Source organism: Psychrobacter alimentarius (assembly GCF_001606025.1).
GTDB lineage: Bacteria > Pseudomonadota > Gammaproteobacteria > Pseudomonadales > Moraxellaceae > Psychrobacter > Psychrobacter alimentarius.
Genome location: NZ_CP014945.1, coordinates 1,500,318 through 1,514,296, shown reverse-complemented (window position 1 = coordinate 1,514,296; position 13,979 = coordinate 1,500,318). Strand labels below are relative to the sequence as shown.

Here is a 13,979-nt window from a genome sequence, read left to right as displayed (position 1 = left end):
AATGACAGACGTTTTATTTTTTTGCCAACTGATTGTCAAGACTTAGATAGCCGCCGCCTTGTATCGCCAAAGAAACCAATACAACCAATAACGTCAGCGCATACTCATAACCGTTATTACTTGCGAATAAACCATTACCAATATGTACCGAAAAAATAGCGACGATCATCGTAAATGCGGCAACCACTGCTGCTGGTCGGGTCAATAATCCTAATACCAATGCTAAACCACCAAAAAATTCAGCGCTGCCAGCCAATATGGCCATCAAATAACCTGGCTCAATACCAATACTGCTCATCCATCCAGCAGTACCTGCCAACCCATTACCACCAAACCAGCCAAATAACTTTTGCGCGCCATGTGCTGCTAGAATGAGACCAACTGGCACACGCAGTACTAGCGCGGCTATGCCAGCCTCTGATAGGAAGATTTTGTTTAAGGTTGAATTTGTCATTTGTGGTTACTCTATAAAATGTATGTGGAGACGTCTGTTTGTCTCGATAAGGCAATACACTTTACTATCAACAAAGCAAAAGAGTAAGATAACTAATAGCAAATAACTAACAACAGAATGTTGATAATGATATCTTCATGAATGTCTCAAGGAAACCAGCAGTAATGGACAGAATCGATGCCATGCGAGCGTTTGTGTCAGTCGTCACTGAAGGCAGTTTCAGTAATGCCGCAACCGCGATGCAACTGTCGCCACAGTTAGTGAGCAAATATGTATCAAAGCTAGAAGAACGTCTTGAAATACGATTACTCAATCGCACTACGCGTAAAGTCAGTCTAACAGAGGCTGGTACGCATTATTTTCAGCATGCACAGCAAATATTATTAAGTATCGATGACATGGAGTCCAAATTGGGCGGGTTTCAACAAAAACCCAAAGGGACACTAAGAATCAGCGCGCCTGTTTCATTTGCATTAAAACACATGGCGCAACTCATCACAGATTTTCAGGCCCTCTACCCTTCAGTCAATGTCGATTTACAGCTGACGGATCGTAAGGTAGATATTGTTGAAGAAGGCTTTGATGTGGCACTTCGTATTGGACAGCTCAAAAGCTCTTCATTGATTGCCAAGCAAGTAGCGCCTATTCGAGTCATCTTATGTGCCTCGCCTGACTATCTTAAAAAATACGGCGTGCCTCGCAACCCTGAAGATTTAAAAAACCATCGTTATTTACATTACAGCTATATGGAAAGAAGCAATAAAGAAGAGATTTATCAATGGCTGAGTATAGAGAGCAGTCAGCGTGATGGTGGTTTGAGCAGTAATAACGGAGATTTGCTGGTCAATGCGGCGATAGCAGGTGCGGGTTTGGCGCTGCAACCCACTTTTATTGCCAGTGAAGCCCTTGTAGAAGGCAAGCTGGTGATAGTGCTACCTGAATATGAGCCCGAAACGTTAGGCTTGTATGCGGTTTATGCGCATAGAAAACTGCTGCCACATAAGATCCGATGCTTTATTGATTTTATCGAAGGGTATTACGGGTCACCACCCTACTGGGATAAACCGATACCCGCAAAATAATAAGCTTGTTTTTAATCCACTATAAAATAAATACAGCGTGGCTGAAATATATTTTACGTAGCCTCTGTCGATGAAAGTACAGCAAGCAAGAAAAATTTATTTCAGTCGCGCGTTATGATATTTGTCAGTTATCTCAGTTGATATCTAAGCAGATATATTTGGTTTCAACATATTCTTCGATACCATATTTTGATCCTTCACGCCCCATACCAGATTCTTTAACCCCGCCAAACGGTGCCAACTCTGTGGTCAACATACCTGTGTTGACGCCGACCATACCGACTTCAAGCGCTTCAGCGATACGCCAAACACGGCCAATGTCTCGACTATAAAAATAACCCGCCAAGCCATATTCAGTACGATTGGCTAAGGCAACTGCCTCTTCGTCTGTGTCAAATTTGAAAATCGGCGCGATTGGCGCAAAGATTTCTTCATTGGCAATCCGCATGTCATTGTTGACATCGGTCAGAATGGTTGGATTAAAGAAATTTTTATCCGCATCGACTCGTTGACCACCGCACAGAACCGTCGCGCCTTTGTTTTTGGCATCTTCAACCAATGCTTCTGTATTATCAGCAGCGGCTTTTGAAATTAGCGGGCCTTGTGTTACACCTGACTCTAAGCCATTGCCCACTTTTATGGCGCGTACTTGTTCTGCCAGTTTTTGTGAAAACGCTTCATAAACGCCCGCTTGCACAAATAAGCGATTGGCGCACACGCATGTTTGCCCACTGTTGCGATATTTACTCATCATCGCACCAGTAACGGCAGCGTCTATGTCTGCATCGTCAAAAACAATGAAAGGCGCATTGCCACCCAGCTCCATCGACATTTTTTTGACCGTATCCGCACACTGTTTCATCAAGATTTTGCCCACGCGCGTTGAACCGGTGAAGCTGATTTTTTTGACCATCGGGTTTGTGGTCATCTCTTCCCCAATTGCCACTGGATCACCTGTCACTACGCTATAAATGCCGTCAGGAATACCCGCTTGCTGTGCCAGATACGCCATTGCCAATGCTGAGTATGGCGTCTCCATCGCAGGTTTTACAATCATTGGACAACCCGCTGCTAAGGCAGGCCCTGCCTTACGGCTGATCATTGAGTGTGGAAAATTCCACGGGGTGATGGCTGCGGTAACCCCAACAGGTTGTTTGATGACGATCAGACGCTTATCTGCCATGTGGCCAGGAATCACATCACCATAAACCCGTTTCGCTTCTTCAGCAAACCATTCTAGATAATCCAGTCCGCTTTGAATCTCCCCTTTGGCTTCACCGATTGGCTTGCCTTGCTCATGGGTCATCAGCAATGCCAAATCTTCGATGTTTTCGGCAATCAGCGTGTGCCAACGACGCAAAACGATACTGCGCTCTTTACCCGTTTTTTTTGCCCATGTTGATTGTGCAGTGTCCGCAGCTTCAATGGCACGGCGAGTTTCATTAGCTCCCATCATTGGTACCGTACCAATGACCTCCCCTGTCGCCGGATTCAGTACTTCATGGGTTTGCTTATTATCAGCATCACACCACACCCCATTGATAAAAGCTTGTTGTCTAAACAACGCATCGTTCTTTAATTGCATCTCTCTCTCCAGCAGGTTTCAGGATTCTAATAATCCGCGTGTGGTCAATACTTGACGGGCAATACGAAAGCACTCTACGCCTTGTGGTACACCGCAATAGATTGCGATGGCATGAATTGTGGCGCGAATTTCTTCCACAGAACAGCCATTAGTAATGGCGCCATTTAGATGCAGCTCCCACTCATGCATTTTGCCGAGTGCCGCAATCATGGTTAGGTTCATCAGTGAACGGGTTTTGGCGTCGATGGCCTCATCACCCCAACCAAAACCCCAGCACCATTCTGTCATGGCTTCTTGAAACGGACGGTTAAAATCATCGGCTGCCTGTAGGTTTTTTTCTACATATTCAGCACCTAACGTGGCTTTACGCTTGGTAAGACCAAGTTCAAATCGTGTTTTATCCATGACTCTTCCCTATTATTTATTGTTGATTGAGATGCAAACCCATACGGCAGGCTTCATCGATATGTTTGCGGCAAGCTTTGACAGCAGCTTTACTGTCACCTTTGGCAATATTGTTGACGATTTCTTGTAGATTGTTTGGGCCTTTAACAGAACGCTCTTTGGTCGATAAGGTCATAAAGCGCAAACGACCGATACGACCATTCAACCGCTCTGTCAACTCCCACGCAACCGTCATGCCAGCCGTCACAAAGAGACGCTCGTAAAAGGCATAAGAATGCGCGAGTGCTTCGACCACATCCCCTGCATGCAAGTTGTCTCGAATTTGAATCAACCCTTCTTGCAATAATTCTACTAACTCAGGGCTGGCTTGCTCAGCACAATGACGAACCGCTTCACTCTCGAGCATGGCACGCAAATGATAGATTTGGCGAATCTCATCGCTCTCGAGCACAGCCACTGAAGAGCCACCTGCAGAAAAAGTCACCAAATGCTCGCTCTCTAAGTGCCTTATACACTCTCGTACCACGGTGCGACTGACTCCCAACTGCTCGCAAATAGTACGCTCTACCAATCGTTGACCTGGTGCCAGCTGTCCAATCATGATAGCCAAGCGCAATTGCTCTAGCGCTGTGTCTTTTAAGGTCTTTGGTTTTTCTACTTTTTCTAACATAAGGTCTCTGCTCTCTTAGATGTAAAAAAGAAGTATAGCGAGTATGGCGCAAAAAAGCAGTAAGCTTGTACCTCGTATCATGGTATACCATAATATTTTTTTTCAAAAAAAGCTAGTAATTTATTTAATACCGTATTATGGTATACCAATATTGTTAGAAACCATTTATTACTAGAGATTATTACTAAAGGGAAGTCATCATGCAAAAACCAGAAATCAGAAAGATTGTCACTTTTGAAGAAGAGACCTTGATTGAAGGCTACAAGTCAGCCGACACACCTCTACGCATGTTTGCGGTTGCAGCTGTTGTGACCAACCCATGGGCTGGTCGTTATGCTGAAGATTTGCAACCCGAAATCAAAGCGTTCGCACCTGTCTTAGGTAAGCTACTGACTGACAAAATCATTGCCTTAGCAGGCGGGGCTGACAAGATTGAAGCTTATGGCAAAGCCGCTGTGGTGGGTTTAAATGGCGAAATCGAACACGCATCAGGTCTGATTCATACCCTACATTTTGGTAATTTTTATCGTGAAGCCTTGTCTGCCAATACGTATTTAGCCTTTACCAATACGCGCGGCACAGCCAACACTCCTATCATGGTTCCACTGATGGACAAAGATGATGCTGGTCGCCGCTCTCATTATTTGACGATTCAATTTGCTATTCCTGATGCGCCTCGCGACGATGAAGTGGTGATTGTGTTAGGCGGTGCCACTGGTGGTCGTCCCCATCATCGCATTGGTGATCGTTACCAAGATTTAAAAGATCTCGGTCATGATTTGAATAATCCAGCCGCCGTTTAAGGAGCATCTACTGATGAAATGGTCACGCGAAATCTCTAACGGAATTGCTTATTACTCTAGTGGTAATCAAGACAGTAATCATGAAAACGACAAAACCACTCCCATCGTTTTTGTTCATGGCGTGGGTTTGCGAGCAGAAAGCTGGTATCAGCAGGTATCAGCCTTTAACGACCGTTATCGTTGCTATGTGATTGATATGCCAGGACATGGGGAAAGCGATTTATTGCCCAATCCCACGCTTACGTTAGAAGACTTTGCCGCGGCTCTAAACAACTTTATCCAAAACGTGGTTGGAGAGCCTGCCATTATCGTTGGACACTCTTTAGGCGCAATGACTGCATTACAAACGGCGGTCAGTTACCCAAAAATCGTTAGAGGCGTTGCCGCGTTCAACGCCATCTATAATCGTCCTGACAATGCGGCGCAAGATGTACAAACTCGCGCTGAATCACTACTTAATGATCTTGAGCAAAATGTGACTGATAAGCCGATTGCCAGATGGTTCGATGGTAATCCGCAATATGATAACGAGGCAGAGCTGTGCCGCTCATGGCTAAATAATGGTAACCGTTTGGGGTACGCGCAAGCTTATCAAATGTTTGCACATCTGCGCGGTATTCCAGCAGCAGAGCTCAAAACCATTACTGTTCCTGCATTATTGCTGACGGGGGAGATGGACATCAATTCTAGCGCTAAGATGTCGCTCACGATGGCTGATATCTTGCCAAATGCCAATGCTGTTATTGTTCCAGAAGCGCGCCATATGACACAAATGACACACGCCAATGCCGTTAATAGTGCCTTGGAAAGGTTTTTTGCCCAGTGCGACTCGCACCATACGGCCAATGTGTAATCTAAAATATGCCTAATTTGAAAAAGAGGTTCTCATGAAACAACTTGATCCTAAAATGCTCCGCAACGCCTTCGGCAGTTATATGACTGGGGTGACCGTGATTACAGCGGTGAGTAAAGATGGTACGCCTGTCGGTTTTACAGCCAACTCTTTTACCTCGGTATCGCTTGATCCGCCATTACTGCTGGTTTGCCCAGCAAAATCTTTATCTACCTTTGATGTGTTTGCTAACTGTGAAAGCTTTGTTGTCAACATCTTAAGTGAAGACCAACAGACCGTGTCGAACATATTTGCCAGCTCTAAAGAAGACCGTTTTAGTCAGATTGAGTGGCACAAAGATGAGCAAGGCAACCCTGTTATCGATGGTGCGCTCACGCATTTTTCTTGTAAAACCGAACGTAACCTCGACGCAGGTGACCACAATCTTTTGGTGGGAGAAGTACTGAATTTCTCTAACCGTGAAGGCCATGGTTTGGGTTATGCATCAGGCGGTTATTTTAGTTTGGCATTAGAGCGCGAAGCGGCAGACATCAGTACCCAAGAAAAACACGTCTGTGTTGGCGTCATTATCGAGCATAACGGTAAAGTGATTATCAACAAAAGCGAAGGTAAAGCCGTCTTACCCAATACGACAACCGATGACAATACCAACGCGGTCAGCGCCATCAAACAGTTTTTGACAGATAACGGTATAGATGCGCAATTGGGCGCTGTGTTTTCAATCTATGAGAATACCAAAACCAATACCAACTATATCTTTTACCGCGCCATTGCAAATTCGCCAGAGACCAAAGAGCTTGGTGAATACGTCGCAATCGATGATATTGAAAAACAAGATTTTGCGACCTCAGCCATGAATTCGATGATGACTCGCTACGCCGCAGAGAGCGAAAACGGTCTTTATGGTGTCTATGTCGGCCAAGAAGAGCAAGGTCGCGTCCACTAAATTTTATACATAAACGACACTTAAACAAACATGACCTGTAAATACAGTCAGTAAAAACAAATAGCAAAGGATATGCCTTATGAAATTCTCACTATTCCTACACATGGAACGCCTCGACGAATCACAATCTTATGAACAGCTCCATAATGATTTTATTGAGCTGGCAAAAATGGCCGACCAAGGCGGAATGCACGCTATCTGGACAGGCGAACACCATGGTATGGATTTTACCATCGCCCCCAACCCATTTTTAAATTTGATTGATCTATCCCATCACACCAAAAACGTGCGCTTAGGTACGGGTACAGTGATTGCACCCTTCTGGCATCCGATCAAACTGGCGGGCGAAGCTGCCATGACAGACATTATCACAGGCGGCAGATTGGATTTAGGTATCGCGCGCGGTGCTTATAATTTTGAATACGAGCGCTTGATGCCGGGTATGGATGCCATGGAAGCTGGCGGGCGCATGCGAGAGCTTGTCCCTGCCGTCCAAAAACTGTGGAAAGGCGACTACGCCCATGATGGCAAATATACCCAATTCCCATCGACCACCTCAGCGCCAAAACCGGTACAAAGTGGCGGCGTGCCTATGTGGATTGCAGCTCGTGACCCTCATAGCCATAACTTTGCAGTAGAAAACGACTGCAATGTGCAAGTCACCCCACTGTGGCAAGGCATGACCGAAATTCAAAACCTCATGACGGCATTTAAAAATGCCAAAGCTGAGCATGGCGAAGGTAAGAACCCAAAAATCATGTTATTACAGCACGCTTATGTGGGTAGTAATGCCGATGATGTGGCAACAGCAGCAAAATCTATCAGCCGCTTTTACTGCTACTTTGGTGCATGGTTCAAAAACGAACGTCCAATTCGTCAAGGCTTGCTTGAGCCATTAAGCGAAGAAGAAATGGCAGCAATCGATATGTATGCGCCTGAAAAAATGTTAGAAAACATGCCAATAGGAACGCCTGAGCAAGTCATTGAAAAGCTTAAAGTCTATGAAGAATTGGGCTATGACGAATTTGCATTCTGGATCGACTCTAGTATGACGTATGAACAAAAACGCGACTCGTTACGCCGTTTTATTGATGATGTCATGCCTGCGTTTGCATAAATACTTTGAGTCTCTTACTCTAGTGCGGGCTAAACAGACAACCTAAAAAATTTGGAGAATCACCATGACCAAACCTCATTACCAGCTTTATATCAACGGTGAGTGGTGCGAAGGCAGTAACAACCAACGCTTGGACAGCTATAATCCTGCGACTGGCGAAGCATGGGCAACGTTTGCTTGTGCCAGCCCTGAAGATGTTGAGCGCGCGGTCAGCGGCGCAAAAGCCACCCTTAACAATCCTGAATGGGCAAAAATGACCGCCACTCAGCGTGGTAAATTATTGTACCGCTTGGCTGAACTGATCGAAGAGAATGCTGAGAGACTTGGTGAGATTGAGACGACAGACAGTGGCAAATTGGCTCACGAAACGGTCGCTCAAACCCGCTATGTCAGTGACTATTACCGTTATTACGCGGGTCTTGCTGATAAAGTTGAAGGCGCGACGTTACCGATTGATAAGCCTGACATGCATGTCTTCACCACTCGTGAACCCATCGGTGTGGTCGCCGCTGTCGTACCGTGGAATGCCCAGATGTTCTTAACATCGACTAAGCTTGGCCCAGCCCTAGCGGCGGGCTGTACTATTATTTTAAAAGCATCAGAAGTCGCGCCTTGTCCTATGTTTGCGTTTGCTGAATTGATTGAGCAAGCAGGATTCCCTAAAGGAGTGGTCTCTGTCATCACAGGCGATGCCGAAAACTGCGCGATTCCGCTGACCAGTCATCCTGATGTCGATAAAATTGCCTTTACAGGTGGGCCTGAAGCGGCGCGTCACGTGGTCAGAAACTCTGCCAATAGTTTTGCGGTCACAAGCTTAGAGCTTGGCGGCAAGTCTCCTATCATTGTCTTTGAAGATGCGGATTTGGAGAGTGCTGCTAACGGCTTGATCGCTGGCAACTTTGGCGCTTCTGGACAGTCTTGTGTGGCAGGCTCTCGCGGCTTCGTTCATCGCTCTATCTTGTCTGAAATCATCAAACGCGTAGAAGAAAAAGCCAAGGGTATTGTTATTGGCAATCCGCTAAATCCTGAGACACACGTTGGGCCTTTATGTACCAAAGCACAGGTTGAGCGTATCAAAGACACATTAGCAAAATCAGTCGCACAAGGCGCAACCATTCGCTTTGGTGGTCAAGCTCCTGAAGATGCGGATTTGGCAAACGGCAACTATTTTTGTCCAACGCTCGTAGAATGTCCGAATACGGACATCGAAACGCAAACCATTGAGATGTTCGGTCCTGTTATGTCATTGGTCGCATTTGATACCGAAGACGAAGCCATTGCCATGGCAAATGACAGCGTCTATGGCTTGGGTTCAGGTGTGTTTACACAAAACTTGGCGCGCGCCCATCGTGTCTCTAAACAAATCCACTCTGGGGTTTGTTGGATTAATACATACCGTGCTATCTCTCCAACCGCACCGTTTGGTGGTTACAATCAATCAGGTTATGGACGAGAAGCTGGTAGCGAGTCTGTACTGCAATACACACGCACAAAAACGACATGGATTAATATCTCGGCGGAGCCGATGGCTAATCCTTTTATCATGAGATAACCAACTGGTGTAGTCAGCTACATTAAGTTTTAAGGAAAAAACTATGGCTATCCGTCCTCCTTTAGAAGAGTTAAACATAAAAACCCATGACAAAGGTTTTTATAAAGGTTTCAATCGCTTTGTCACCGTGACCTCGAAGATTTTCGTAACGCTGGTGGTGATTTGGATTCTAAGTGACATCGAGCGTTCTGGTGCTATGCTCGATGCCATGAAAAATTGGTCGTATGCCAATCTAAATGGCTACTACACCTATTCTATCGCCTTTTATATTTTAGTCTGTCTGACGGTTATTTTATGGCCGTCATTCGGCCGTATTAAGCTTGGCTCTGACCCTAATGGAAAACCAGAATTTTCAAATTTTTCTTGGTTCTCGATGATATTTGGTGCAGGTATTGGTATTGGTGTTTTGACCTATAGTGCGGCAGAACCCCTTTGGCATTTGATGAATAACCCTGACATCATTATGTCAAAAGAGATAATTTTGTCATCAATGAGTAGCAATGGTATCGCACTGCCGCAAGGCGCTGATGTCTTTGCCTTTTATCAAGATCAGGTCGCGGCTAACGCATTGGCTCCTATTGATAATCTCGTCATACCCAAAAGCGATGAAGCATTAGACACCGCCTTTCGTTATGCGTTTTTTCACTGGGGTATCGGTGCTTGGGCGACGTATTGTTTGGTTGGTATCTGTTTGGCGTTTTTTGCTTATACACGCGGTTTGCCGCTCACCATGCGTTCGGCACTTGCGCCTTTATTTGGCAAGCATTTAGAAGGACCACTTGGCAATATCATCGATGTGGCTGCCGTCATTGCGACTATCTTTGGCGTGGCGCAAACCATCGGTATTGGACTCAGCTCTTTTGCCTCAGGCTTGTATAGTATTACTGGTATCTCGTGGCTAGTCACGGATGCAGTCAATCCTGAACCAACCACAGGCGCATTATTGATGTCGTTGCTTGTGGTCATGTGTCTTTCTATGATTTCAGCCCTATCAGGTGTTGGACGCGGCGTTAAATGGCTCAGTAACATCAACATGGTACTGTCATTTTTACTCCTCGCTTTCTTCTTGATTTTTGGCGCAACGATGTTTGCGTTAGAGATGCTGGGCAAAGGTATTTTTAGCTATGTGATACATCTGCCCGCGATGGCAGTAACAGTTTGGGACCCTAATACCGAACTGGGCGCTTGGCAAACCAGCTGGTCTATTTTTTACTGGGCATGGTGGATTGCGTTTGCCCCCTTTGTTGGTCTGTTCTTGGCACGTATTTCTAAAAACCGTACCATCCGTGAGTTTGGTTTGATTGGGATTGTTGCACCAAGTTTGACGTTGTTTGTTTGGTTCTCTTTGATTGGTGGTACTGGCATTGATTTAGAATTAAGCGGTATTGCAAATGGTAAGATTTTTGATTCAGGATTGACCGCGCAGCTGTTTGAGATTATTGGTTTTATGCTAAACCCAGCGATGGCAGGCGTCTTATCATCGATGGTGGTGGTGCTGCTATTGACGTATTTGGTCACGTCAGCCGATTCTGCATTACTGGTAATTAATACCCTCAATGCTGCGGGTGAAGTCCAAGTCGAGAATGGCTCAAAACATATCATCGTTTGGAGCATTGCGGTTACTGCTGTGGTTGGCGCGTTGATTCTGGCGGGCGGATTAGACGCTATTACCTCAGCCATGATTGTGGCAGCAATTCCCTTCTCGTTTATCATTATTTTAATGGCAATCAGTCTATTAAAAGCATTAATTTTGGACATTGCACGAGCAAGAGAGCGTAAACTGTAATAATTATATGCTGGCTAATCTTGCTTGATAATGGAGCATGCTCACTTTAACCTTGCTGCATTGGTTTTTAAGTGAATCGATTATCCTAAAAAGCCCTACTATTTAAAAGATTAAATAGTAGGGCTTATTTATGTCATCTATATTTTCGATATTTTAATAATCAACCGTATAACTCAAACCATAAGTCGTGCCTGTTGCAGGCAGACGATTTAAATCACCAAATGTGGTTTGATGATAAACCGTTTGATAGTCTTTATTGAGTACGTTATAAACCCCATAACCCACTCGGCCCACTGGCATTTTTACTTGACCCAATACATCTAACGTCATGTATCCTGTGACTGGCTGCGCACTAGCATCAGGGTCGTTTTGTTGATCTTTAAACGCTCTATCATCGCCGCCAATAGCCAGTGCTTGCAGACGAATATTGCTGCCTTCATCAAAGTTGTATTGCGCAAATGCAGTACCTTTGAGCGGAGTCAAACGCACCGCGTCTAGCTCTAACCAATCGCCGTCTTTCTTATACTGACCACGCGTGTAAGCCACGCTGCCACCCACTTGCCAGTTATCGCTGATATCTTGAGTGAGTGAACCCTCGACGCCATAGACGCGCTCATCGGTATCCACCACTTCTACCGTATAGTCATTGGTAAAGCGCACGGTTTTATCTGAAGTATTATAAAAACCCGTTACTCTTGCTGACGTGTCACCACGCTTGCCTTGCCACCCTAAATCGTAATTATTGATTGCGATAGGCTGCACATTGTCTGAGTTGACCACAAACCCTGCGCGTACGTCACGTAAAGCGCGCTGTATGTCAGCTGTGGTAAATCCTTGTGAGAAGTTGGCAAATATTTGATCGTTCGGTGTCAGTTGATAACTGCTGCCAAGATTAAATAAGGTTTTGTCATGATCCGTCTTACCCTTTGCGACGTCACCTGCTTGGTAGTCAGTACTAGAGCCATCAAAGTACTCTTGTAGTAATTGCTCATAAAAGGGGGTAAAGGTATCTGTCTTTGATTTGAGCTTTTGATAACGGACACCTGCGCTTGCATGCCATTTGTCAGTGATGTCTATGTCAGAGTTGACAAATGCACCAATTTTATCGATGGTCGTGTCTGGTCCGCCATTATAAGTCATATCATTTGCCTTTGAGACCAGACCATTACTGTCCTCGAACTGAGTGTAGTCTTGCCCATGGTAGGTTTGTTCACTGTTCTCACGCTCAAAATCCGCGCCATAGCTCAACAGCACTGGCTTGTCAGCAAGCTCCGTCTCAGTTTGCATGGCAGCGCGCAGACCCATCACTTCGATATCGGCTTCTGATTGCATTACGTAGGTTGCATCGGCTGCCAGCTCTTTCGCTGTGTCTTTGTCGACGCCGCTTTCTAGCAATACTTCACGGGCTTGTTTTCTGCCGTCTTTGGCCGAAGGATAAAAACGTCCCTGTTCATCGCGGTAGTAACCCGTAACGCTTAAGTTAGAACCAAAAACATCATCATTGTTATAGTTCAGGTTCACTGATTTTTTGGTAGTAGAAGGCTGTTTTTCGATATGAGCACCATCGATCGCTTTTAAGGATGGCGGCGTACCAAGTAATAGCACTCCTAAGTTGTTACCGTAATCTGGGCCATAGTCAGTATCTTGCTCATCGTTATAATAGGTCACTGCCAGATTCACGCTTTGGCTATCATCAATGTCCATACCTAAGTTGGCATTGACACTCAATGATTCGGTATCTTGTTGGTCGGTTTGATTGACATCTGGGCTGATACGGTCACCGTGGCTATCAAATTTACCACCTTTGCTGGCGTAATCTACATCCAAACGGCCATAAACACGCTCGCCGCCATAACCCAGGCTCTGCCCCACGTGATAACCGAGGGAGTCGGATTCAAATTCACGACTACCGTCGATACCCAATCGAGTTTGACCTGTAAAACCAGCACCTGCTGCTGATTTTGTCACTAAGTTAATCAGACCACCTGCCGCGCCAGACCCATAAATACTCGTCGCGCCAGACAGCACTTCTACCCGCTCAAGCTGAGCAGGATCAATACTGTTTAGCTCTCGTGATAAGCTACGTGACCCTGATAACGGTACACCATTAAGCAAATACTGTACCGGACGACCACGCATGGTCGTACCATAGTTACTGGTTGAACCACTACTAGCACCCAAGCTTGGAATCAGCTGAGCCAATATATCGCCTGTGGTACGGTTGCCTGTAGCCTGTGCTTGAATATCTTCTTCACCAATCACTTGCGTGACCGCTGGCATCTCACTAATTTTTTGTGCCAGTGCCGTGCCCGTTTTAGCGCGTGCGGTTACCGTAATGGTATCCAATGTCGTGCTGGGCATATCACTGATGACCGCATTTTCCACTGAGTCTGCCGTAGAAGCATCGACGTCAGTTTGCGCATATAACTGCTGACTGATACATAGCGTAAGAAGAGAGAGAGCAACTTGATGATGACTTTTCATTTTTATTTCGCTTATGATCTGAATAAGTGGAGACAGGTTAACGTATGTTTAGCTTATAATACTAAGTGTACTGGGTTTGTGACTGTCGCATTGTAAATGATAATGATTCACATTTCTACACTTGTTTACAAACCTATCGATTGGTTGCGCTCTATCAGAGCCATTATTTCGGCAGCTAAGTGATTGACATACGTTTATGTATAAACACATAAGCCACTTAACCAATTGATTTATCATTCATT

At 45.4% G+C, this 13,979-nt stretch carries 12 protein-coding genes; 7 read left to right on the top strand and 5 right to left on the bottom strand.

Annotated elements, in window-relative coordinates; genetic code table 11:
* Positions 1-13: 13 nt before the first annotated feature.
* The gene (locus tag A3K91_RS06240) at positions 14-454 is read right to left on the bottom strand and encodes a DoxX family protein (protein ID WP_062844490.1); all 441 of its coding nucleotides are present in this window, start codon (positions 452-454) and stop codon (positions 14-16) included.
* A 137-nt stretch (positions 455-591) separates the two neighbouring features.
* On the opposite strand from A3K91_RS06240, the gene A3K91_RS06235 reads away from it, so the two are divergent.
* Positions 592-1,536: a LysR family transcriptional regulator gene (locus tag A3K91_RS06235; RefSeq protein WP_228139927.1), complete on the top strand. Its 945-nt coding sequence runs from the start codon at positions 592-594 to the stop codon at positions 1,534-1,536.
* A gap of 133 nt (positions 1,537-1,669) precedes the next feature.
* Here the strand turns inward: A3K91_RS06235 and A3K91_RS06230 are convergent, their stop codons facing one another.
* Genes A3K91_RS06230 through A3K91_RS06220 form a run of 3 tightly spaced genes read right to left on the bottom strand, consistent with a single transcriptional unit; the run spans position 1,670 to position 4,196 of the window.
* Positions 1,670-3,121, bottom strand: coding sequence for an NAD-dependent succinate-semialdehyde dehydrogenase (locus tag A3K91_RS06230; protein ID WP_062844488.1), 1,452 nt, complete (start codon positions 3,119-3,121; stop codon positions 1,670-1,672).
* Positions 3,122-3,139: 18 nt separating this feature from the next.
* Entirely contained in the window at positions 3,140-3,526 is a 387-nt protein-coding gene (locus A3K91_RS06225; protein ID WP_062844487.1) for a carboxymuconolactone decarboxylase family protein, read from the bottom strand.
* A 16-nt stretch (positions 3,527-3,542) separates the two neighbouring features.
* Entirely contained in the window at positions 3,543-4,196 is a 654-nt protein-coding gene (locus A3K91_RS06220; RefSeq protein ID WP_062844486.1) for a GntR family transcriptional regulator, read from the bottom strand.
* A gap of 200 nt (positions 4,197-4,396) precedes the next feature.
* Between A3K91_RS06220 and A3K91_RS06215 the strand changes: the two genes are divergently transcribed.
* The 6 genes from A3K91_RS06215 to A3K91_RS06190 all read left to right on the top strand — a co-directional run bounded on the left by A3K91_RS06215 (position 4,397) and on the right by A3K91_RS06190 (position 11,253).
* Positions 4,397-4,999, top strand: a complete 603-nt coding sequence (locus A3K91_RS06215) for an amino acid synthesis family protein (RefSeq protein WP_062844485.1) — start codon at positions 4,397-4,399, stop codon at positions 4,997-4,999.
* 13 nt (positions 5,000-5,012) lie between these two features.
* On the top strand, positions 5,013-5,852 hold the full coding sequence (locus A3K91_RS06210) for an alpha/beta fold hydrolase (protein WP_062844484.1): 840 nt from the start codon (positions 5,013-5,015) through the stop codon (positions 5,850-5,852).
* Between the two features lie 34 nt (positions 5,853-5,886).
* On the top strand, positions 5,887-6,798 hold the full coding sequence (locus A3K91_RS06205) for a flavin reductase family protein (protein ID WP_062844483.1): 912 nt from the start codon (positions 5,887-5,889) through the stop codon (positions 6,796-6,798).
* Positions 6,799-6,877: 79 nt separating this feature from the next.
* On the top strand, positions 6,878-7,915 hold the full coding sequence (locus tag A3K91_RS06200; RefSeq protein WP_062844482.1) for an LLM class flavin-dependent oxidoreductase: 1,038 nt from the start codon (positions 6,878-6,880) through the stop codon (positions 7,913-7,915).
* A gap of 64 nt (positions 7,916-7,979) precedes the next feature.
* Positions 7,980-9,467, top strand: a complete 1,488-nt coding sequence (locus A3K91_RS06195; protein ID WP_062844481.1) for an aldehyde dehydrogenase — start codon at positions 7,980-7,982, stop codon at positions 9,465-9,467.
* Between the two features lie 43 nt (positions 9,468-9,510).
* Entirely contained in the window at positions 9,511-11,253 is a 1,743-nt protein-coding gene (locus A3K91_RS06190; RefSeq protein ID WP_062844480.1) for a BCCT family transporter, read from the top strand.
* Positions 11,254-11,406: 153 nt separating this feature from the next.
* Here the strand turns inward: A3K91_RS06190 and A3K91_RS06185 are convergent, their stop codons facing one another.
* Positions 11,407-13,737 carry a TonB-dependent receptor gene (locus A3K91_RS06185; RefSeq protein ID WP_062844479.1) on the bottom strand — a complete coding sequence of 777 codons (2,331 nt, stop codon included), beginning with the start codon at positions 13,735-13,737 and terminating at the stop codon, positions 11,407-11,409.
* Positions 13,738-13,979: the final 242 nt, after the last annotated feature.

Coding starts and splice junctions, on each gene's coding strand:
- A3K91_RS06240 (WP_062844490.1), bottom strand. CDS start 454: ATGACAAATTCAACCTTAAACAAAATCTTCCTATCAGAGGCTGGCATA.
- A3K91_RS06235 (WP_228139927.1), top strand. CDS start 592: ATGAATGTCTCAAGGAAACCAGCAGTAATGGACAGAATCGATGCCATG.
- A3K91_RS06230 (WP_062844488.1), bottom strand. CDS start 3,121: ATGCAATTAAAGAACGATGCGTTGTTTAGACAACAAGCTTTTATCAAT.
- A3K91_RS06225 (WP_062844487.1), bottom strand. CDS start 3,526: ATGGATAAAACACGATTTGAACTTGGTCTTACCAAGCGTAAAGCCACG.
- A3K91_RS06220 (WP_062844486.1), bottom strand. CDS start 4,196: ATGTTAGAAAAAGTAGAAAAACCAAAGACCTTAAAAGACACAGCGCTA.
- A3K91_RS06215 (WP_062844485.1), top strand. CDS start 4,397: ATGCAAAAACCAGAAATCAGAAAGATTGTCACTTTTGAAGAAGAGACC.
- A3K91_RS06210 (WP_062844484.1), top strand. CDS start 5,013: ATGAAATGGTCACGCGAAATCTCTAACGGAATTGCTTATTACTCTAGT.
- A3K91_RS06205 (WP_062844483.1), top strand. CDS start 5,887: ATGAAACAACTTGATCCTAAAATGCTCCGCAACGCCTTCGGCAGTTAT.
- A3K91_RS06200 (WP_062844482.1), top strand. CDS start 6,878: ATGAAATTCTCACTATTCCTACACATGGAACGCCTCGACGAATCACAA.
- A3K91_RS06195 (WP_062844481.1), top strand. CDS start 7,980: ATGACCAAACCTCATTACCAGCTTTATATCAACGGTGAGTGGTGCGAA.
- A3K91_RS06190 (WP_062844480.1), top strand. CDS start 9,511: ATGGCTATCCGTCCTCCTTTAGAAGAGTTAAACATAAAAACCCATGAC.
- A3K91_RS06185 (WP_062844479.1), bottom strand. CDS start 13,737: ATGAAAAGTCATCATCAAGTTGCTCTCTCTCTTCTTACGCTATGTATC.